At 71.3% G+C, this 20339-nt stretch carries 22 protein-coding genes; 3 read left to right on the forward strand and 19 right to left on the reverse strand.

Going from position 1 to position 20339, the window contains the following annotated elements:
- Positions 1-318 precede the first annotated feature (318 nt).
- The 4 genes from IOD16_RS35780 to pyrE all read right to left on the reverse strand — a co-directional run bounded on the left by IOD16_RS35780 (position 319) and on the right by pyrE (position 3081).
- Positions 319-1164, reverse strand: coding sequence for a hypothetical protein (locus tag IOD16_RS35780; RefSeq protein WP_201437918.1), 846 nt, complete (start codon positions 1162-1164; stop codon positions 319-321).
- A 205-nt stretch (positions 1165-1369) separates the two neighbouring features.
- Positions 1370-1759, reverse strand: coding sequence for a DUF2784 domain-containing protein (locus IOD16_RS35785; protein WP_201437919.1), 390 nt, complete (start codon positions 1757-1759; stop codon positions 1370-1372).
- Positions 1760-1832: 73 nt separating this feature from the next.
- On the reverse strand, positions 1833-2525 hold the full coding sequence (locus IOD16_RS35790) for a hypothetical protein (RefSeq protein ID WP_123744969.1): 693 nt from the start codon (positions 2523-2525) through the stop codon (positions 1833-1835).
- Between the two features lies 1 nt (position 2526).
- Entirely contained in the window at positions 2527-3081 is a 555-nt protein-coding gene (pyrE, locus tag IOD16_RS35795; protein ID WP_123744968.1) for an orotate phosphoribosyltransferase, read from the reverse strand.
- Between the two features lie 53 nt (positions 3082-3134).
- On the opposite strand from pyrE, the gene IOD16_RS35800 reads away from it, so the two are divergent.
- Entirely contained in the window at positions 3135-3704 is a 570-nt protein-coding gene (locus IOD16_RS35800) for a hypothetical protein (protein ID WP_123744967.1), read from the forward strand.
- 270 nt (positions 3705-3974) lie between these two features.
- On the opposite strand, the gene IOD16_RS35805 is transcribed toward IOD16_RS35800, so the two are convergent.
- The 6 genes from IOD16_RS35805 to clpB all read right to left on the reverse strand — a co-directional run bounded on the left by IOD16_RS35805 (position 3975) and on the right by clpB (position 10316).
- Positions 3975-4409, reverse strand: a complete 435-nt coding sequence (locus IOD16_RS35805; protein WP_201437920.1) for a hypothetical protein — start codon at positions 4407-4409, stop codon at positions 3975-3977.
- Positions 4406-5335 carry a WXG100 family type VII secretion target gene (locus IOD16_RS35810; RefSeq protein WP_123744965.1) on the reverse strand — a complete coding sequence of 310 codons (930 nt, stop codon included), beginning with the start codon at positions 5333-5335 and terminating at the stop codon, positions 4406-4408. Before IOD16_RS35810 ends, IOD16_RS35805 begins: the two co-directional genes overlap by 4 nt.
- Positions 5332-5688 (reverse strand): hypothetical protein, encoded by a 357-nt coding sequence (locus IOD16_RS35815; protein ID WP_123744964.1) that lies wholly within the window; start codon positions 5686-5688, stop codon positions 5332-5334. Before IOD16_RS35815 ends, IOD16_RS35810 begins: the two co-directional genes overlap by 4 nt.
- Before the next feature lie 68 nt (positions 5689-5756).
- Positions 5757-6536: an SDR family NAD(P)-dependent oxidoreductase gene (locus tag IOD16_RS35820; RefSeq protein WP_123744963.1), complete on the reverse strand. Its 780-nt coding sequence runs from the start codon at positions 6534-6536 to the stop codon at positions 5757-5759.
- Positions 6533-7222 (reverse strand): hypothetical protein, encoded by a 690-nt coding sequence (locus IOD16_RS35825; protein WP_201437921.1) that lies wholly within the window; start codon positions 7220-7222, stop codon positions 6533-6535. The genes IOD16_RS35820 and IOD16_RS35825 overlap by 4 nt, the downstream gene beginning before the upstream one ends.
- A gap of 511 nt (positions 7223-7733) precedes the next feature.
- Positions 7734-10316 carry an ATP-dependent chaperone ClpB gene (clpB, locus tag IOD16_RS35830; protein ID WP_123744962.1) on the reverse strand — a complete coding sequence of 861 codons (2583 nt, stop codon included), beginning with the start codon at positions 10314-10316 and terminating at the stop codon, positions 7734-7736.
- 185 nt (positions 10317-10501) lie between these two features.
- Between clpB and IOD16_RS35835 the strand changes: the two genes are divergently transcribed.
- Positions 10502-10882 (forward strand): VOC family protein, encoded by a 381-nt coding sequence (locus IOD16_RS35835; protein ID WP_201437922.1) that lies wholly within the window; start codon positions 10502-10504, stop codon positions 10880-10882.
- A 499-nt stretch (positions 10883-11381) separates the two neighbouring features.
- The gene (locus tag IOD16_RS35840) at positions 11382-12485 is read left to right on the forward strand and encodes an FAD-binding oxidoreductase (protein ID WP_123744960.1); all 1104 of its coding nucleotides are present in this window, start codon (positions 11382-11384) and stop codon (positions 12483-12485) included.
- A 61-nt stretch (positions 12486-12546) separates the two neighbouring features.
- On the opposite strand, the gene IOD16_RS35845 is transcribed toward IOD16_RS35840, so the two are convergent.
- The 9 genes from IOD16_RS35845 to IOD16_RS35885 form a co-directional block, all read right to left on the reverse strand.
- Complete coding sequence (locus tag IOD16_RS35845) at positions 12547-13224, reverse strand: alpha/beta fold hydrolase (protein ID WP_201437924.1); 678 nt, start codon at positions 13222-13224, stop codon at positions 12547-12549.
- Between the two features lie 178 nt (positions 13225-13402).
- The gene (locus IOD16_RS35850; protein ID WP_123744958.1) at positions 13403-13831 is read right to left on the reverse strand and encodes a heat shock protein transcriptional repressor HspR; all 429 of its coding nucleotides are present in this window, start codon (positions 13829-13831) and stop codon (positions 13403-13405) included.
- Positions 13828-15000, reverse strand: a complete 1173-nt coding sequence (gene dnaJ / locus IOD16_RS35855) for a molecular chaperone DnaJ (protein WP_201437925.1) — start codon at positions 14998-15000, stop codon at positions 13828-13830. The genes IOD16_RS35850 and dnaJ overlap by 4 nt, the downstream gene beginning before the upstream one ends.
- A gap of 22 nt (positions 15001-15022) precedes the next feature.
- On the reverse strand, positions 15023-15739 hold the full coding sequence (gene grpE / locus IOD16_RS35860) for a nucleotide exchange factor GrpE (RefSeq protein ID WP_123744956.1): 717 nt from the start codon (positions 15737-15739) through the stop codon (positions 15023-15025).
- Positions 15736-17589: a molecular chaperone DnaK gene (gene dnaK, locus IOD16_RS35865; RefSeq protein ID WP_123744955.1), complete on the reverse strand. Its 1854-nt coding sequence runs from the start codon at positions 17587-17589 to the stop codon at positions 15736-15738. The genes grpE and dnaK overlap by 4 nt, the downstream gene beginning before the upstream one ends.
- A 251-nt stretch (positions 17590-17840) precedes the next feature.
- Positions 17841-18629, reverse strand: coding sequence for a DUF4097 family beta strand repeat-containing protein (locus IOD16_RS35870; RefSeq protein ID WP_201437926.1), 789 nt, complete (start codon positions 18627-18629; stop codon positions 17841-17843).
- Positions 18630-18859: 230 nt separating this feature from the next.
- Positions 18860-19429, reverse strand: coding sequence for a hypothetical protein (locus IOD16_RS35875; protein WP_123744953.1), 570 nt, complete (start codon positions 19427-19429; stop codon positions 18860-18862).
- A gap of 23 nt (positions 19430-19452) precedes the next feature.
- Positions 19453-19989, reverse strand: coding sequence for a TetR/AcrR family transcriptional regulator (locus IOD16_RS35880; protein ID WP_123744952.1), 537 nt, complete (start codon positions 19987-19989; stop codon positions 19453-19455).
- A complete protein-coding gene (locus tag IOD16_RS35885; RefSeq protein WP_201437927.1) occupies positions 19973-20305 on the reverse strand; it encodes a DMT family transporter in 333 nt (110 codons plus the stop codon). Before IOD16_RS35885 ends, IOD16_RS35880 begins: the two co-directional genes overlap by 17 nt.
- Positions 20306-20339 lie beyond the last annotated feature (34 nt).

Consider the following 20339-nt stretch of genomic DNA (forward strand, 5'->3'; position numbering starts at 1 on the left):
AACCCTTCGAGGACCACTCGCATGCCGCGATCATGACCCACCCGCGCGGGCGCGACCAAGCCGGACCTGGGGCACCGGGTACGCTGATGCGTCCCTCCCACCGACCGGGAATTCGATTACGAGTCGAGTTCGCATTTTGCCGATGCCGATCTTTACGGCATGATTCCACCCCGGCAGGAATAACGGCACGGCGGCTTCGCGCGGTCGACGACAGAACAGGAAACCCTCGTGGTCGCAGGTGGGGAAAGCGGCAGCGGCGGCGACACCGACAAGTGACGTCGGACCGCCCATGACGGGCCCGCCGCACTATCGGGCCCGTCACGCCAAGTCCAACCGCACACCGAACTTCCGGTAGGCGGGCAGGTTTCGCACCGTCAACGTCGTTTCCGGTTGACCGACCTCGTTGAGTTCCCTGTTGAGCGAGTAGTCATCCTGCTCGGTGAGCATCCCGATCTTGTCGAACGACGCCCTTTCCCCGACGGGGAGCCGGATCACGTAACGGGCGAACGGCACCGGTTCGGCGAACGAGGTCAGGAACTCGTCCGCCCGGTCCCCCCGCATCAACGGCAGGCACTTCGCGGGCCAGAACATGTCCACCGAAAGACTGACCTCCCCGCCGCGCGGCACCCTTTCGTGGAGGTGGACGATCATCTTCAGCACGCCGTTGTCCTGCCACGACGTGGTGAAGTCGTACCTGGTCCCGCCCTCGCCGCGAACCTCGACGCTGCGCACGTGCGCCTGCACCCGACGCCGGTGGCGCCTGGGCCAGTTCCAGTTCACCCGGTCGTGGAACGTGCAGAAGTACAGCACCTCGCACAGCGCGACAACGGTGAACGAAATGCGCTGCCGCACGTCGCCGTTGGGCTGGATGTCGACTTCCTGCACCCAGCTCTTGACCGACCACTTCTGGCCGTGGACCTTTTCCAGCCGGTCGCAGTACTCCAACAAGAGCCTGCGTTCCAGGACGTCCCGACCTCGCCACACCACGCGGTTCACCACGAGCATCGCGAACAGGACCGCGATGGCGGTCGCCGCCGACGCCAGCCCGGCGGTCCGCACCAACCCCTGCCCCGTGAAAGCGACCGCGCAGCCGCCGACCAGCGCGAGAGCCGCCCCACCCTCGACCGGTCCCAGGATCGGCGTGTAGACCACGTAATCCCGCAACCGCGAACCGACCGCCGACGCCGACGACCTGCGCCTTGCCCGGTGTGCCGGTTCGCGAACGTCAAGACTTGCCCGAGCCACCCCCATCGCCGCCCACCCTTCCCCGACCCATAGCTGAAGGGTAAGGCACCGGACAGCCCCGGAAATGAGATTGGTACGGACGGGTCGAACGATTGGGCCACCCCGGTGAGGGCGAATGGCCGATTTATCGCTGATTGGTGAACTGCACTGAATTACAGGTCTGTTCACCGCGTCTTTTGAGGTAGTAACCGGTCCACGAGGCCAGCACCACGACCGCCACGAGCACCTGCACCAGGCGGGCCGCGGAGTCCGGGTAGAGGACGCCGTCGATGTAGGTGTCGATGAAGCCGCTCGCGAGTTCCGGCCGGCCGGCGGCGGCGCGGAGCTCGTTCTCCAGCCAGGTGAGGGGGCAGGCGATCGGGAACAGCACGACCAGCAGGCCCCAGGTGGCCATCGCCAGGTGGAAGTACAGCGCCCGAGGCCACTTCCAGGCCAGGAATCCCCCGACCACGAGGAACACCAGGACGGCGAAGTGCACCACCATGACGAGTTCGGCGAAAGCGCGCGCGACCATAGCGACCTCCCTGCCTGCCACAGTAGGCCGCCGGGCGATCACATGCCGCCGTATTAAGCGGTGCGACCGGGGTTCAGCCCCGCGGCAGCGACTGCCACGGCACCCGGCCCGCCACGTCCAGCAGCAGGTCGGCCAGGTGGGCGAGCGGCGCCTGCAGCAGCGGTCCCGGCACGGCGGCGGCGAGGGTGTGCTCGTCGAACGCGATCGCCACCCCGTTGGCCCTCGGGTCCTGCAGCAACGCCTGCGTGAGGCCGGAGGCGAGCAGGGCGGAGGCGAACGCGGGGTTGCGGCGGCGCACCTCGTACCGCCCGTCGAACACCGGGTCGCCGGTCTCCACGAACTGCTCGAACAGGCCCCACACGCTGTCCGCGCGCGGGCTGATCAGCACCCACGGGCCCGGCATCGGGCGCGGCACGACCACCACCGTGTAGGTGCGGTACTCCGACGTGACCACGTTGTCCGCGCGGAACACCACCTCCACGGCGAGCACGGGCACGCCGCGCCAGTGGCCGACGAGCTGGAACTTCACCCGGCTCCGGTCGGCCTCCAGCATCCGCCCGATCTGCGGCACCCGTTCCTGGAAGCCCTGGTCCTCGGCGACGAACCGCCACCCCAGGGACGCTTCCAACGCCCGCATCTGCTGCTCCCACTGGCTCACGAACTGCTGGTTCGTGAACGGGTTCCGCTTCCGGCGCGCCACCCCGACGGCGACCCCGACACCCAGGATCGCCACGATCACCAGCAGCAGGACCAGGGCGGCGGCCACGTCAGGCCAGGCCCAGGTCGGCCAGGTCCAGCAGGTACCGGTACGGCAGCCCGGCTTCCTCGATCACCTCGCGGGCGCCCGTGCCGCGGTCGACGACCGTCGCGACGCCGACCACCTCGGCGCCGTGCTCGCGCAGCGCCTCGACGGCGGTCAGCACGCTGCCGCCGGTGGTGGAGGTGTCCTCGACCGCCAGCACCCGCTGCCCGGCGACCTCGATGCCCTCGATGCGGCGCTGCATGCCGTGCTGCTTGGCCGCCTTGCGCACGACGAACGCGTCCAGCACCTCGCCCGCGTTCGCGGCGGCGTGCATCATCGCGCAGGCGACCGGGTCGGCGCCCAACGTCAGCCCGCCCGCGGCCACGTAGTCCCAGTCGGCGGTGAGCTGCCGGAGCAGCTTGCCGATCAGGGGCGACGCGGCGTGGTGCAACGTCGCCCGCCGCAGGTCGATGTAGTAGTCGGCCTCGGCGCCCGAGGACAGCGTCACCTTGCCGTGCACCACGGCCAACTCGCTCACCAACCGCGCCAGCTCGGCCTTCGCCGCGGCGTCCAGGACCACATCAGTTCGCACGGGTGCCAAGAGTGTCATACCTCGCCGTACGCTGGCACACCGTGACCCTTCCCGGCACCGACACGTTGATCATCGAGCAGCCCTGGGGCGTGCTGCGCCACCTGCTGGGCACCAGGTACCGCAACGACGTCTACGACGGCGGTGGCGCGTTGATCGCGTCGGTCTCCGAACGCCGGTTCCTCGGGCCGCTGCGGAAGCTGTTGCGCGTCACCGCGTTCTCCGGCCGCACGACGTTCGACCTGGCCCTGGCCGACCGCGGGCGGCAACTGCTGCTGATCCGCAAGGGCGCCGGCCGGCCGCCGACCCGGGTGACGTGGCCGAACGGCGCGGTGGCCGGGTCGGTGCGGCACGAGGGGCACGGCGCTTACGGGCTGCTCGACGCGGCCGGGCAGCGGCTGTGCCTGCTGCACGAGGTGGCGTCGTTCAGCCCGGGCGCGATCGTGAAGCGGGACGGGCGGCGCGTGCGGCGGGACGTGCTGACCCTCCGGCCGGGCACCCCGGACCCGGTCCGTTCGCTGGCGATCGCCGCGGCGGTGGCTTACGACGTGGTGCGCGGGGCCGGGACGAACCACACCAGCGCCGGCGCGTTCGACTTCCCCACGCTGACCTGAACGCGGCCCCGCCGACGCCCAGGCCACCCCGCGCCGGCCGCCCTCCGCCACCCGTCTCGTCCGCTCCGGATCTCTCACGGCTCAGATCGGCAGGGGTTCCGGTGGGTCGACGCCTCCGGCCGGCCACCGTTCGGAGCTACGCAGGCGTCCCCGCCAGAGGGACCCCTGATTTTATTCTGCCCCACGGGTCCGACGGTCAGAGGTGGTCAGGCCCGCACCTGTGGACAACTCGGTGTCGTCCCCGGTGACCAGGCCTGACCTCACGCTCGTCTACCAGGCGTCCTCGGTGAACTTGTTCGGCTGGTCGTCGTCATCGTCGCCGCGCCCACCGGGCCGGGGCGTGCCGGCGGAGATGACGTCCTCCGGGTCGTTGCCCTCCTGGATCGCCGTGTAGGCGCGTTGCAGGTCCGGCACACCGGTCTGCAGAGCGCGCTGCACGCCCTCGTCGTCCACGGCCCGCCCGGATGCGATGTCCTCCCAGGACATCTCACCCGCGTCGACCCGCCGGGCCAGCTCCTTCAGCTCCCGGGGCGCGCCGGGGCTGTTGGCGAACCGCGAGATCTCGGCGAAGTCCGCCTGCGTCAGCCCCCGCGACCGCAGCTGCACGTGGCCGGCCGCCCGCGCGGTCTCCTCGACGTTCGCCATCCGCTTCTCGACGTCGGCGACCAGCGCGTCCAGCCGTGCCTTGTCGTACGGGAACGTCACTGGCCGTCACCCCCGCCGGAGCCGGACCCGGAGCCCGAACCCGCCCCGGAGCTAGCCCCGGCCGGAGCGGGCGCGGGCGCTGTGGGCGGTGGTTGGCTGTAGCGGCCGTTGGCGGCGTTGCCGGCCTTGCCCAGGCCGTACGCGCCGAGCCCGACGCCGATCGCGCCGCTCTTCGCCGCGGCCACGCCGTTGTCGTACTTCTCCTTGCCGTCCTGGTACCCGTCGACCACGTCGAGCAGGTCGCTGACGTCGCGCACGTCCTTCAGCTTGGACAGCGCGGTGCCCATGGCGACGATGCCGTCGATCATGCCCTGGACGCCCTCGATCAGCGTCTGGATCGCGATGATGATCTTGCGGATGGCGTCGACGATCTGGATCGCGTCGTAGACCATCCACACCGCGCGGCCCCAGCCGACGACCGGGATCCACGCCGTCATCGCGGCTTCCATCAGCTTGCCGACCAGCATGTCCAGCAGCGTCAGCGCCAGGCCGCACGCGGTGCGGCAGGTGCCGGCCGTCGACCGGAACTGGTTGCCGATGATCCGCGCGACCTGCGAGTCCGCCTCGATGGCGATCACCCACATGGTGCCCATGCGCGTCTCGAACGCCTTCGCCGCGTCACCGTCCCAGTGCGACGACAGCTGCTCCGCGCCCGCGTCCACGTTGTGCCGCACGGAGTCGAGCGCCTTGGCGACCCGGTCCCACGCGTTGGCGTTCTCGTCGATCTTCTCGAAGTCGCCGAGCAGCGGCTTGATCAGCGCGTCGAGCAGGTTCTCGCCGGTGACCTGCTCGTAGATCCAGTTGACGCCCTGGATCTTCCAGCCGGCCTTCTCGATGAGCTCCTTGGTCGACTGCCGGCCGGGCCGGTCCTCCGCGGCGGCGCTGAGCGCGACCGACGGGTCTTCGACGTCCGCGTAGGCGGTCATCGGCCGCCACCCCCGAGCGAGGGCGCCTCGGCCACGGAGTGGAGCTGGGAGAGCACCCGGTCGAGGATGCTCATGACCATCTCCTCGTTCTTCTCGTACATGTCGGCGGCCTTGTTGATGCTCTCCGCCTCCTTGACCATCATCTGGTTCGCGAAGTCGAGGGTCTCCCCGTACAGGGACGCCACGCCGGTCACGATGGGCTGCAGCAGCGAGAGCAGACCGGTGAACCCCGAGGTGTCGCCACCCTTGGAGATCGCGTGGTCCTTGATCGTCATGAAGTGCTGCGCGTTGCGCGTCAGCAACTCGCCGTAACCGCGGAGCTCCGGCGGCTCCACTCTGAACTGCTCGCCCATGGACGGTTCCTCCCTGTTCCAACTAGTGGAGTGGGACGGACCGGACCGGGTCGGGGTTCCCGGCAGTTCTAAGTGCGTCCCCGCCCGCCCGCCACGCGGGAGGCCAGCCGCCTGACCAGCGCGCGCGGAACCAGGCGGGCGAACAGCGTGATGGCCTTGTACTGGGCGCCCGGCACGGAGACCGGCTTGCCCGCGCGCAGGTCGGCGAGGCAGTCGTGCACCACCCGGTCGGCGTCGAGGTAGAGCAGGTCCGGTGTCTTGGACATGTCGATCCTGGCCCGCTGGTGGAACTCGGTGCGCACGAAACCCGGGCACAGTGCCATCACGCGCACACCCGTGCCCGCCGTGGCCATCGACATGCCCTCGGAGAACGCGGTCACCCACGCCTTGTCCGCGCTGTACGTCGTGCCGCGGCCGGGCAGGAAACCCGCCACGCTGGACACGTTGACCACCGCGCCACGCCCGCGCGCCACCATGCCGGGCAGCGCCGCGCGGGTCAGCCGCAGCACGCTCGTCACGTTCACGTCCAGTTGGGACTGCAGGTCGAGCGGGTCGGCGGTGACGAACTCCGACGAGATCGCGAAGCCCGCGTTGTTGACCAGGAGGTCGATGTCGCGTTCGGCGAGGAAGTCCGCGACCTTCGCCCGGCCGGTGTCGGTGGCCAGGTCGGCGGGCAGCACCTCGGCGGTGATGCCGTGCGCGGCGCGCAGCTTGGCCGCCGTCTCCTCCAGCCGCTGTTCGCCGCGGGCGACGAGCACCAGGTCGTGGCCCTCGGCGGCGAGCCGGCGGGCGAACGCGGCGCCGATGCCCGACGAGGCGCCCGTGACCAGGGCGGTCGGCGGCGTCACGGCTTGCGCCCGAACTGCGGGCGGTGGATCTCGGCGTCGGCTTCGGGGTCGGCCTCGAACGGGTCGATCACGTCGGCCAGTTCGCCCAGGTCGCGCAGCAGCCGTTCCAGGCGGGCGGGGGTCGAGTTGGGCGGCGCGGCGGCCAGCACCCAGTCGTTCTCCAGCCAGACGACGGTGACGTCGCCGCCGATCTCCTCGGCGGCGTCGACCAGGTCGGGGGTGATGAGCTTGCGCGCGGCGGGCAGCTCGCTGACGAACGCGTACCGCGAACCGACCGGTCCGAGCAGGTCGGGCATCTGGTCGCGCTGGAACGGCACGCTGGGCAGCCACAGCTCGATGACCACGGACAACGCCCGGCGGCAGCGCACGCCGACGAGCACGGAGTTGACCTTGCCGCCGGTTTCGTGGTCGAGCACGTACACCTGGCGGCGGCCGTCGGCGGTGAAGGTGGAGCCGGCGACGACGTCCTTGGCCACGCCGACGCCGTAGTAGGCGATCGCGCCGCTCTCCCAGCGGGTGGGCAGCACGTGGTCGGTCTCCTCGAACTGCCAGCCGCGCAGCGCCGCCCAGCGGCGGCGTTCGCGGTTTCGCGCGGTTCGCTGTGCCCGGTCGGTCGCGAGCAGGGCGAACCCCGCCACGCCCGCCACCGCGGCGACGGTGAACCAGACCCACGCCGGTATGCCCACGGTGCGAGAGTAGCGGGCGGCGGTGAACAAACGAAGATCACTTGGGGCGTGGGTCGCGCAAACGGATCAAGCTGTTACCCGGATCGCGGGCCGGGCGCGCCGGGCTCCCACGCCTGCCCGACGACCGCCAGCCACGACTTATCCACAGGCCACAGCGTTGTCCACAGGCACATGCCGGCCACTCGCCCGGTGTCGGTCCCGGCCGGCAGAGTAAAAATCGGGGATCCCCCGGTCGGGGACCTCTGCGCAGCCTGCTCGGCACGCGGAGGCGCAGAACGGCGGACTCCGCGCGGGAGCGCCGGACGCCCCGGAAGCGCCGAAGCGCTGGACGCCCCGGGAGCGCGGAAGCGCCGAAGCGCCGGACGGACGGCTGGGCGTCCGGACGGAAGGCTGAACGGCGGCGGCGCCGTGGACGAGCGGACGCGCCCGGGAGCCGGTGGTGCGGGCTTCCCGGGCGCGTCCGCGACACAGCAGGTCGAACGCCAGGTGCGCCGAAGCGGCAGACGACCCCCTAGGCCTTGCCGACGATCAGGCCCGAGTGGTCGTCCAGCACCTCGACCTTCACCGTGTCGCCGTCACGCACCTCGCCCGCCAGCAGCTCCTTCGCCAGCTGGTCGCCGATGGACGACTGCACCAGCCGCCGCAGCGGCCGGGCCCCGTACACCGGGTCGAAGCCGTTCAGCGCCAGCCACTCGCGCGCGGCGGGGGTGACGTCCAGGGTCAGCCGCCGCTGCGCCAGGCGCTGCGCCAGCCGGTCGACCTGGATGTCCACGATGGACGTCAGCTCCTCGGTCGCCAGCGAGTGGAACACCACGACGTCGTCCAGCCGGTTGAGGAACTCCGGCTTGAAGTGCGCCCGCACGACCGACATGACGGCGTCGTCGCGCTGCCGCTCGTCCAGGGCGGCGTCCGCGATGACGTGCGAGCCGAGGTTCGAGGTCAGCACCAGGATCGTGTTGCGGAAGTCGACCGTGCGGCCCTGGCCGTCGGTGAGCCGGCCGTCGTCGAGCACCTGCAGCAGCACGTCGAACACGTCCGGGTGGGCTTTCTCGACCTCGTCCAGCAGCACGACCGAGTAGGGGCGGCGGCGGACCGACTCGGTCAGCTGCCCGCCCTGGTCGTAGCCGACGTAGCCGGGAGGCGCCCCGACCAGGCGGGCCACCGAGTGCTTCTCGGAGTACTCGCTCATGTCGATCCGGATCATCGCCCGCTCGTCGTCGAACAGGAACTCCGCCAGCGCCTTGGCCAGCTCCGTCTTGCCGACGCCGGTCGGGCCGAGGAACAGGAACGAACCGGTCGGCCGGTCCGGGTCCGCCACGCCCGCACGGGTGCGCCGCACCGCGTCCGACACGACCCGCACCGCCTCGGCCTGGCCGACCACGCGCTTGGCCAGCTCGTCCTCCATGCGCAGCAGCTTCGCCGTCTCGCCCTCCAGCAGCCGGCCCGCCGGGATGCCCGTCCACGCGGACACCACGTCGGCCACGTCGTCCGGCCCGACCTCTTCCTTCAGCATCACGGCGGCGTCCTGCGTGGTGCGGGTGGCCGTCTCCAGCTCCTTCTCCAACGCCGGGATGCGCCCGTACCGCAGCTCGGCGGCCCGGCCCAGGTCACCGTCGCGCTCGGCCCGCTCCGACTCGCCGCGCAGCTGCTCCAGCTGCTCCTTCAGGTCGCGGACCTTCTCGATCGAGCCCTTCTCGTTCTGCCAGCGCGCGGTCAGCCCGGCCAGGTCCTCGCGCTGCTCGGCCAGCTCGGCGCGCAGCGCGGCCAGGCGTTCCACCGAGGCCGCGTCCGACTCCTTGGCCAGCGCCATCTCCTCGATCTCCAGCCTGCGCACCGCGCGTTCGACCTCGTCGATCTCGACCGGCCGGGAGTCGATCTCCATGCGCAGCCGGGACGCGGACTCGTCGACCAGGTCGATGGCCTTGTCCGGGAGGAAGCGGGCGGTGATGTACCGGTCGGACAGGGTGGCGGCGGCGACCAGGGCGGCGTCGGTGATGCGCACGCCGTGGTGCACCTCGTAGCGGTCCTTGAGGCCGCGCAGGATGCCGATCGTGTCCTCGACCGACGGCTCGCCGACGAGGACCTGCTGGAAGCGGCGCTCCAGGGCGGCGTCCTTCTCGATGTGCTCGCGGTACTCGTCCAGCGTGGTCGCGCCGACCATGCGCAGCTCGCCGCGGGCCAGCATGGGCTTGATCATGTTGCCGGCGTCCATGGCGGACTCGCCGGTCGCGCCCGCGCCGACGATCGTGTGCAGCTCGTCGATGAACGTGACGACCTGGCCCGCGGAGTCGGTGATCTCCTTGAGCACGGCCTTCAGCCGCTCCTCGAACTCGCCGCGGTACTTCGCGCCCGCCACCATCGAGCCGAGGTCGAGCGCGACGACCTTCTTGCCGCGCAGGCTCTCGGGCACGTCACCGGCGATGATCCGCTGGGCCAGGCCCTCCACGATGGCGGTCTTGCCGACGCCCGGCTCGCCGATCAGCACCGGGTTGTTCTTCGTGCGGCGCGACAGCACCTGCACCACGCGGCGGATCTCGGTGTTGCGGCCGATGACCGGGTCCAGCTCGCCCTTGCGGGCGCGTTCGGTCAGGTCGACGCCGTACTTCTCCAACGCCTTGTAGGTGCTCTCCGGGTCCGCGCTGGTGACCCGCGCCGAGCCGCGGACCTTGCCGAACGCCTCCTTGAGCGCCTCGGGGTGCGCGCCGTGGCGGCGCAGCAGGTCGGCGACCTGGCCGCCGTGGTGGGCGAGGCCGACCAGCAGGTGCTCGGTCGACACGTACTCGTCGCCCATCTCGGTGGCGAGCTCCTGCGCCTTGCTCAGCACGCGGGCCGCGTCGCGGGAGAACTGGGGCGCCGACACGGACGACCCGCTGGCCGCGGGCAGCGCCCTGGCCAGCTGTTCCAGCTCCTTGTGCACCTGCTTCGGGTCCGCGCCGACGGCGGACAGCAGGGGCGCGGTCAGGCCGTCGCCCTGGGCCAGGAGCGCGCCGAGGAGGTGGACCGGGACGACGTCGGGATTGCCCGCGATGGTCGCCGCCTGCACGGCGGCGGACACGGCCTGTTGCGTCTTGGTGGTCGGGTTGAAAGCGTCCATTCCTCACCTCGGTCGGTGTTCGTGCGCAGGGGCCGGCGTCCGGCACCAGCCATCATCCACGTCAACGTCAGAAAAGTTGAGCCAGTTCCGCTCAACCCGGTGGAAGTCGTGTGGTGTGGGCCACGGTCGGGGTGCGACCGGAAACTCGCGTGCACCGCATCGTCCTCGGCGTAGACCATCACCGCATGACCTCACTCGTGCGCCACATCACGATCGGCTGCCGGGACGCCTACGAGCTGGCCGGCTTCTGGAGCGCGGTGACCGGGCAGCCGCTCACCGACGAGGACTTCCCGGGCGACCCCGAAGTGCTCATCGCCCTGCCCGGGGGACCGGGACTGCTGTTCATCCACGTGCCCGAGCCCAAGTCGGTGAAGAACCGGGTCCACCTCGACCTGCAGCCCGACACCACCCGTGACGCCGAGGTCGAGCGGCTGCTCGGGATCGGGGCGACGCTCGTGTCCGACATGCGCCGCCCCGACGGCAAGGGGTGGGTCGTGCTGGCCGACCCGGAGGGCAACGAGTTCTGCGTTGAACGCAGCGCAGCCGAGCGGTCCGAGAACGGCTGACGGCCGTCACCCACATGTCGCAGCCGGTTGTCCACACCGGCACCTGAGTTGTCCACAATCCGCAGGTGGGAATCCACAGGCGACTGCGGCCCACCGCACCCGGGAGCGTTGCCGGCCGCCACCAGGGTGAACCTCGGCCGGGAACTCCGGCCGGACGCCTCGACCGTGTCGTGTGGCCCACGTCGCGTGAGGGGTGGTGCGTCTGGCGGTGGGCCGCAAGCGCTGGATTCGGTATACGTGGAAGGGAATGTCCACCCGTTCGCGGGAACGTTGCGCGACCGTCCGTAACCGCACTGCACTCGAAGGTGGCATCAAGGAGTCGACCGGCCAGTTGGCGGGTTAGTGTCCCCTCGTCGGGGATGGAAGCTTGACGAGGACGTAGCGCCCTTGCTGGCGCCGCCAGAAACGTGGAGACTGCGCCCGGACCATGACTGCGAACGCCGTGTTGAGCCCCATCCCGAGCCCGCCACACCGCGAACCTCCTCCTGGTGTCACCGCTATGGTGCGGATGATCCGGGAGAGCTTCGCGGTGGTGGAGCCGCGCGCCGAAGAGGTAGCCAAGTTCTTCTACGGCATGCTCTTCAGCCTCGCGCCGGCGACCCGTGAGATGTTCCCCGTGAACATGGAGGTCCAGCGCAGCCGACTGCTGCGCGCCCTCGTCCACGTCGTGCAGATGGTGGACAGACCCGACGACCTGATCCCGTTCCTGCGCCAGCTCGGCCGCGACCACCGCAAGTTCGGCGTCCTCAACGTGCACTACGAGTCCGTCGGCACGGCGTTGCTCGCGGCGGTGAAGAAGTTCGCCGGGCCCGCGTGGACGCCGAAGGTCGAGATGGCCTGGGCCGAGGCGTACACGATCATGGCCAGGGCCATGCAGGAGGCCGCGGCGGCCGACGACGGCCCGGCCTACTGGCACGCCACCGTGCTCGACCACCAGCGGGTGAGCTGGGACCTGGCGGTCGTGCGGCTGCAGCCGGACCACCCGGTCGGGTACCGCGCCGGGCAGTACGTGAGCGTCGAGACGCCGCAGCGCGCGCGGCTGTGGCGGTACTACTCGCCCGCGAACGCGCCTCGCGAAGACGGCATCATCGAGTTCCACATCCGTTCGGTCGAGGGCGGGTGGGTCAGCCGGTCGATCGTCGGCCACACCCAGCCGGGTGACGTCTGGCGGCTCGGCCCGCCGATGGGTCGGCTCAGCGTCGACCGCAAGTCCGGGCGGGACGTGCTGATGGTCGCCGGCGGGACCGGGGTCGCGCCGATGCACGCGATCATCGACGAGATGGCGCAGTGGGGCGAGAACCCGCGCGTGCACCTGTTCATGGGCGGGCGGAGCCGCGAGGACCTGTACGACCTGGACAACCTCCAGCGGTTCGCCATGACCAACCCGTGGCTGACCGTCGTGCCGGTGCTGGAGTCGGACCCGGGCGCGCGCGGCGTCGAGCAGGGCACCCTGGCCGACGTGGTCACGCGCTACGGGGCGTGGGAGGACCGGGACGTGCTGGTGTGCGGCTCGCCGTCCATGATCCGGGCGACCGTGTCCCGGATGCTGGTCGCCGGCACCCCGCTGGACCGGATCAAGTACGACCCGTTCACCCTGGACTGACCTCTTCGCGAAAGTTTTTCACGTTCGTCGCGGGGTCCCCCACCACCGACCCCACGGCACGTCAGGGCCGCGCGGGCCGCGCCGCGCCCAGCACGGCCGCCAGCGTCTCGGGCCGGCTGGTCTGCGGGCAGTGCCCGCCGTCGACCTCGATCGCCTCGACCCCGAGCCGGTCGCGCGCGGCCCGGCGCATCCACGACGGCCGCAGCGTGCGGTCGCCGCGCGGCAGGACGTAGGTCGACGGCAGGTCCGGCACCTCGTGCACCTCGCGGTACGTGGCGGCCGGGTAGAACAGGCGCAGGGTGCGCAGGCCCGCGCGCACACCGGCCAGGTCGCAGTCGTGGAACAGGAAGTACGAAGCCACCACGGGGTCCGCGGTGGGCGGTTCGGTGAGGGAGCGCCACTCCGGGTTGAACATCTCGCCCGTGTCGACGGCCAGCTCGTCGGCCAGGGACACGGGGCCGGGGACCACCGCGGCGATCCAGGCCAGGTGCGACGCGCCGAGGGCTCGGGCGATGGCGGGCATCAGCAGGCCGGCGCCGGAGTGGCCCACCAGGATCGGGGCCAGCGCGTCGCCCGCCTGGGCGCGGGCGATCGCGGCGTAGTCGACGGCACGCAGCTCCGGCCGGTCGGTCGGCAGGTCCACGGCCACGGTGCGGTGGCCGCGTTGGCGGAGCAGGTCCTCCACCGGGCGCCAGGCCGCGGGTGACTGGGTGGTGCCGTGCACGAAGACGTAGTCCACGGGGTCCAGTCTGGCCCGGGTTCGGCGTTCGCGGTGGTTGTGGCGGTCGGAGGCGCGATCCGGGGCGGCGGGGTGGGGGTTGGCGTCGCGGGGTTCCTCATGCTTAACCGAGGTACGGGAACAGTGTTTCCGTACATTTTCCCCCGATGATCACCCCATCGGGCGACGCGGCGCGTGGTCAGCGCTTCGAGTTCGGCTTCCAGACGACCAGGGCCGTCTCGTGCCGCACCGGCACCAGGTCGCGGCGGTACGACGCGTGCACCGACGCGGCGGCGTGCTCGGCGGCGGCCATGGCGGAGGCCACCTGCTCGGTCAGCTCCTGGACCTTGGCGCGCAGCGCCCCGACCTCGTTCTCCAGCTCGATGATCCGCTTGACGCCCGCGAGGTTCACGCCTTCCTCCTGCGAGAGGCGTTGCACCTCCCGCAGCAGCACGATGTCGCGCATCGAGTACCGGCGCCCGCCGCCGGACGTGCGGCCCGGCGACACCAGGCCCAGCCGGTCGTAGGCGCGCAGGGTCTGCGCGTGCAGGCCCGACAGCTGGGCCGCCACGGAGATGACGAAGAACGGGGTGTCCTCGTCGGTGCCGGGCGGGAACGGGAAGCTCACACCGACCTCTTCTCCAACAGGGCGTTGAGCTCCGCGCGCGGGTCGTGCTTCGCCGTCGCCGACGCGTAGTTCTCCAACGCCTCCCTGGCAGCGGCGTCCATGTTGTTCGGCACCGCGACGTTCAGCGTGATGAGCAGGTCGCCGACCTGGCCGTCGCGCTTGGCGATGCCCTTGCCCTTGGCCCGCAGCACCCGGCCGCTGGCCGTGCCCGCGGGGACCTTCAACGTCACCTTGCCCTCGAGCGTCGGCACGGTCAACGTCGTGCCCAGCGCCAGCTCGGGGAAGGTCACCGGCACGGTCACGGTCAGGTCGTTGCCCGACCGGCCGAAGACGGGGTGCGGGTTGACGTGGACCAGCACGAACAGGTCGCCGGCGGGCCCGTTGTTGCGGCCCGGCTCGCCCTGCCCGGCCAGCCTGATCCGCTGGCCGTCGTCGACGCCCGACGGGATCCGGATGGTCAGGGTCCGGGTCTTGGTGCTCACGCCGTCGCCCGCGCACTCCGGGCACGGGTCGTCCACGATCCGCCCGGTGCCCCGGCAGTCGGCGCACGGCTCGGAGAACGCGAACGCGCCCTGGCTGCGGGTGACCAGCCCGGCGCCGCCGCAGTTCGTGCACGTCCGCGGCGACGTGCCGGGACGCGCGCCGGAGCCCGCGCACGTGCCGCAGGTCGCCGGGCTGGACAGCCGCATGGGCACGGTCGCGCCCTTGACGGCCTCGGTGAAGTCGATGCGGACGTCGGTCTCGACGTCGTCGCCGCGGCGTGGCCTGGTGGCGGAGGCGCCCGGGCCGCCCCGGCGGTTGAACAGGCCGCCGAGCAGGTCGCCGAGCCCGCCCATGCCGCCGGGCTGCTGGGCGCCCTGGCGGCCGAACAGGTCGCCGACGTCGAACCCGCCGCCGCCCGTGCCGAACCCGCCGGGGAAGCCGCCGCCTCCGGAGAAGAGGCGGCGGGCCTCGTCGTACTGCTTGCGCTTCGCGGTGTCCGACAGCACGCCGTACGCCTCGGACACCGCCTTGAACCGCGCCTCGGCCTTGGCGTCACCGGGGTTGGCGTCGGGGTGCAGTTCCCGCGCCAACTTCCGGTACGCCTTCTTGATCTCGTCGGCCGAGGCGTCGGAGGTGACGCCCAGCTCGCGGTAGAAGTCCTTCTCGATCCAGTCGCGAGCGCTCAACGGACGCCGCCCCCTTCCTCAGTCAGTCCTGCTGCTCTTCGACCGGCTTGTCGACGGCCTCTTCGACGACGGGCTGCTCGGCGGCGGGCTCGTGGTCGGTCACGGCGACCAGCGCGGGCCGCAGCACGCGCTCGCCGAACCGGTAGCCGCGGCGGAGCACGGCGGTGACGGTCGGCCCGCTGACGTCCGGCGAGGTGCCGTGCTGCACGGCCTCGTGGACGGACGGGTCGAACTCCTCGCCCTCGTGCCCGAACGGTTCGAGGCCGGTGCCGTGCAGCGCGCCGACGAGCTTGTCGGCCACCGCCTTGAACGCGCCGGTGAGGTCGCCGTGCGTGCCGGCCCGCTCGACGTCGTCGAGCACGCCGAGCAGCTCGCCGGCCACCTGCGCCTTGGCCGTGGTGATCACCAGTTCCCGGTCGCGCTCGACGCGCTTGCGGTAGTTGGCGTACTCCGCGGTCAGCCGCTGGAGGTCGGCGGTCCGCTCGTCGAGCTGCGCCTTGAGCTCGACGGACGGGTCGTCGGCCAGGGCCGGTTCGGGGGCGGCGTGCTTGCCGCCGCCCTCCGGACCGGTCTCGGGTTCGCCGGTCGCGCCGGCGTCCGACTCGGCCGGCACGTCGGCCTGCGACGTCTCGGCCCGCGCGTCCTCGTCTGCCGGGTGCTGCCGCACCTGACCCGTCTCGGGGTCGACGCGCCTGCGGTCGTGCACCACCACGTGGGGCTGTTCTTCGGGCTGGGTCACTTCTTCTCGTCCTCGTCGACGATCTCCGCGTCCACCACGTCGTCGGCCTTCGGCGCGTCACCGGCGGTGGCGCCACCGGTGGCGCCCGCGGCGTCGGCCGTGGGTGCGGAGTTGGCGTACAGGGACTGGCCGATGGCCTGGGACTCCGTGGCGAGCTTCTCCACGGCGGCGCGGATCTTGGCGATGTCCTCGCCCTTGAGCGCCTCGGTGGTCTCGGCGAGGGCCGCGGCGACCTTGTCCTTGACCTCGGCGGGGAGCTTGTCCTCGTTCTCCTTGAGGACCTTCTCCGTCTGGTAGACGAGGGTCTCGGCCTGGTTGCGGACCTCGGCCTCGTCGCGGCGGCGCTTGTCCTCCTCGGCGTGCGCCTCCGCGTCCTTGATCATCTGCTCGATGTCGTCCTTCGGCAGCGCGGAGCCGCCGGTGATCGTCATCCGCTGCTCCTTGCCCGTGCCCATGTCCTTCGCGGAGACGTGCACGATGCCGTTCGCGTCGATGTCGAAGGTGACCTCGATCTGCGGGACGCCGCGCGGCGCGGGCGGCAGGCCGGTCAGCTCGAACATGCCGAGCTTCTTGTTGTCCCGGGCGAACTCGCGCTCACCCTGGAACACCTGGATCTGCACGGACGGCTGGTTGTCGTCGGCCGTGGTGAAGATCTCCGAGCGCTTGGTCGGGATCGTCGTGTTGCGCTCGATGAGCTTGGTCATCACGCCGCCCTTGGTCTCGATGCCCAGGGACAGCGGGGTGACGTCGAGCAGCAGGACGTCCTTGACCTCGCCCTTCAGCACACCGGCCTGCAGGGCCGCGCCGATCGCGACGACCTCGTCCGGGTTCACGCCCTTGTTCGGCTCACGGCCGCCGGTCAGCTCCTTGACCAGCTCGGCCACCGCGGGCATGCGGGTGGAGCCGCCGACCAGCACCACGTGGTCGATGTCGCCGACGCTGATGCCGGCGTCCTTGATCACGTTGTTGAACGGGGCGCGGGTGCGCTCCAGCAGGTCGTTGGTGATGCGCTGGAACTCGGCGCGCGACAGCGTCTCGTCCATGAACAGCGGGTTCTTGTCCGCGTCCACGGTGATGTAGGGCAGGTTGATGGAGGCGTTGTTCGAGCTGGACAGCTCGATCTTGGCCTTCTCGGCGGCCTCGCGGATCCGCTGCAACGCCATCTTGTCCTTGGTCAGGTCGATGCCGTTGGTCTGCTTGAACCGCTCGACCAGCCAGTCCATGATCCGCTGGTCCCAGTCGTCACCGCCGAGGTGGTTGTCGCCGGAGGTCGCCTTGACCTCGACCACGCCCTCGGCGAGCTCGAGCAGCGAGACGTCGAACGTGCCGCCACCGAGGTCGAAGACCAGGATGGTCTGCTCCTTGTCGCCCTTGTCGAGGCCGTAGGCCAGGGCGGCGGAGGTGGGCTCGTTGACGATGCGCAGCACGTTGAGGCCCGCGATCTGGCCGGCCTCCTTGGTGGCCTGCCGCTGCGCGTCCTCGAAGTAGGCGGGGACGGTGATCACCGCGTCGGTGATCTCCTCGCCCAGGTAGGCCTCGGCGTCGCGCTTGAGCTTCATCAGCACGCGCGCGCTGATCTCCTGCGGCGTGTACTTCTTGCCGTCGACGTCGTCGGTCCGCCAGTCCGTGCCGATGTGGCGCTTCACGGACCGGATCGTCCGGTCGACGTTGGTCACCGCCTGGTTCTTGGCGGGCTGACCGGTGAGCACTTCGCCGTTCTTGGCGAAGGCCACGATGGACGGTGTGGTGCGCGACCCCTCGGAGTTGGCGATCACCGTCGGCTCGCCGCCCTCGAGAACCGCGACGACGGAGTTGGTCGTCCCCAGGTCGATGCCGACCGCTCGCGCCATTGGATTCCTCCTGGTAGTGCGTGTGTGAGAGCCCCGCGTTGAGCGGTGCCGACTCAAGTTTAGCCGGCTCGGGCGGACTTGAGTCCACCCGGCTCAATCTTCCTGCCTGTCCAACGGCCGGCGGCGCCGTGGTGTTCCCGGCCAGAGGTGATCCGGGACACTCGTCCACTTCTCGCGCGCAGCCGTCGGCCCCGACCGGGCGGCGCACGGGGCGTCGCCGGCCGGGGCCGACAGGGGTGGGAGCGGGGCGGCTAGGCGGCGGACCGCACCGTGACGTCGCCGCTGCCGGCGCGCAGGTACAGCTCGGCGGAGCCGGTCGGGTCGTTCTCGACGTCGATGGACTTCTCGCCGCTGTCGGCGTCCACGTCGATCTTGTAGGCGCCCTGCGGGACGGTGACCTTCAGGCTGCCGCTGCCCACGTCGGCGCGCACGGACCTGACGGAGGCGATGGCCACGTCGACGTCACCGGAGTCGGCGTCGATGGTCACCGAGCCGCCCATGGCCGCCAGCCTGGTGCTGCCCGAGCCGACCCGGCCGATGAAGTCGCCGCCCACGGTGGTCGCGTCCAGGTCGCCCGAGTCGTTGTCGACGGTGACCGCGCCCGCCACCTCGCGGACCGTCGTGCTGCCGGAGCCGACCTCGACGTCGACGCTCGCCACCCGTTCGAGGACGACGTCACCGGAGCTGTTGCGGCCGGTGATCTTGACGTCCTCGGTGGGGAGGGTCACCTCGTAGCTCACCGAGCACTGGCTGCCGCAGCCGTCGAGGACGAGGACGGAGCCCTCCACGCGGTGGGAGACGCCGCCGGGCTTGTCCGAGCCCTTCGGGTACTCGACGCGCCGGCGGACCTCGGTCGCGGTCGCGCCGGCCTGGCCGCGGACCGTCACGTCGCCCGAGCCGTTCTGCAACCGCACCTCGGTCACCCGCTCGGACACCGAGTGCTGGTCGTCGAAGCCGTTCTGGACGAGCCGCACGCACGACGTGAGCGCCAGCGCCGCGGCCACCGCCACACCGACCGTCAACGCGATCCGCTTAACCACCGCTGCCCCCTAGAAAGACACCAAGCTGTGCGACTCCAAGTTAGGGGTACGGGATCGGTCGACCCACCAGGAAGACCCCCGGCCGGATACGGGGGCTGGCCCTACCCCTCGGGTCAGCGGGCCGTCAGCGGCTCGGCGTGTCGTGAGCGTTCAACTCGGGTGTCGCGAACGTAGGACACACGTGTCGCGAATGTAGGACACGCGCGTTCCGGACGTAGGACACGCGCGGGTCAGGCCAGGGATTCGACGACGGCGCGCAGGGCCGGGGCGGAGAGGGCCGGGTCGACCAGGAAGCGCTGCGAGGCGATGACGTGCGTGTCCGTCATCCGCTCCCACACCATGCCCTGCACCGGCACCTCGGTGATGACCAGCCGGAACGGCCGCACGTACCGCCCGAGCCTGCCCTCCACCCCGCGCACCACCTCGCCGATCGGCAACGCGCCCCGCGACGTCACGTGCCGCTGGTCGTACTCGGCCGCGGCCGGGGCCAGCGCCAGCACCGCCGCCCGCAGCGCGGGCCGGACCTGCAACGACGCGCCGGCCGGGTCGGCGGGCGAGCCGCCGGCCAGCTCGGCGCGGGCGTGGTCGAGCACGTCGGCCCACCAGCCGAGCCACTCCTCCGCCGCGCCCGCCCGGTCGACCCCCGCCGGCACCACGACCGGCACGGACGGGTCCAGCCCGGGCAGCTCGGGCACGGTCTCGACCGAGAGCGCGAGCGTGTCACGGACGAACAGCGCGGTGTTGACCGTCTGACTCGTCCCGTGCGACACCTGCCACGACTCACGACCGGCGAACCTCATGGCACCAGTGTCCCGCGTGAAGGTCATCCGCCAAGCATCAGAAGGGACACGACGGGCTCCAAATCCTGCGCCATTGGGGGGAAATCCGCGATCAACGCCTGGATCAGGAGCCCGTCGAGGCCCGCGAGGACCGCCCGCAGCGCCACCGGGTCGCGCGGACCGGCCACCTCGGCCATGAGCGAGACCCACCGGCGGGCCGCCTCGCGCAGCTCCGGCCGGCGGGCCGCCAGCAGGTACAGCTCGTACTCGGCGAGGGTGCGTCCCCGGTGCGCGCCGGCGGCGTCCGCGATGAACCGCGCCACCGCCGCGGGCGTCAGGGGCACCTCGCGGAAGCTCGCGGCCATCTCGTCGGCCGACCACGTGAGCGTGGCGATCAGCAACTCGTCCAACGTCGCGTAGTAGTAGGTCGTCGACGTCGTCGGCACGCCCGCCTCGCGCGCCACGGACCGGTGGCTCACCCCGGCCACGCCGTCCCGCTCCACGACCCGCAGCGTCGCCGCCAGGATCTCCCGCCGACGCCGGTCGCCGCGGACCCGCCTGCCGTCAGGCGGCGGCGCCACTGCCCACCTCGATGGCCACCACGCCCGCGATCACGAGCAGCAGCCCGACCACCATCGTGGCGTTGACCGGTTCCTTGAACACCAGCACGCCGACGCTCGCGACCGCAGCGATCCCGAAGGCGCACCAGATCGCGTACGCCACCCCGATCGGCATGCCCAGCTGGAGCACCTTGCTCAACGCGCCGAACGCGATCACGTACCCCACGATGACCACGACCGAGGGGATCGGCTTGGAGAAGCCCTCGGAGAGCTTGAGGAACACGGTGGCGGTGACCTCGCCGATGATCGCCACGGCCAGCACCAGGTACACGAGCACGTCCCGCCCCCAACAAGTTGAACGTCTGTTCTAC

Origin of the sequence: Saccharothrix sp. 6-C (assembly GCF_016695385.1) — a bacterium.
In the GTDB taxonomy this organism is placed as follows: Bacteria; Actinomycetota; Actinomycetes; order Mycobacteriales; family Pseudonocardiaceae; genus Actinosynnema; species Actinosynnema texasense.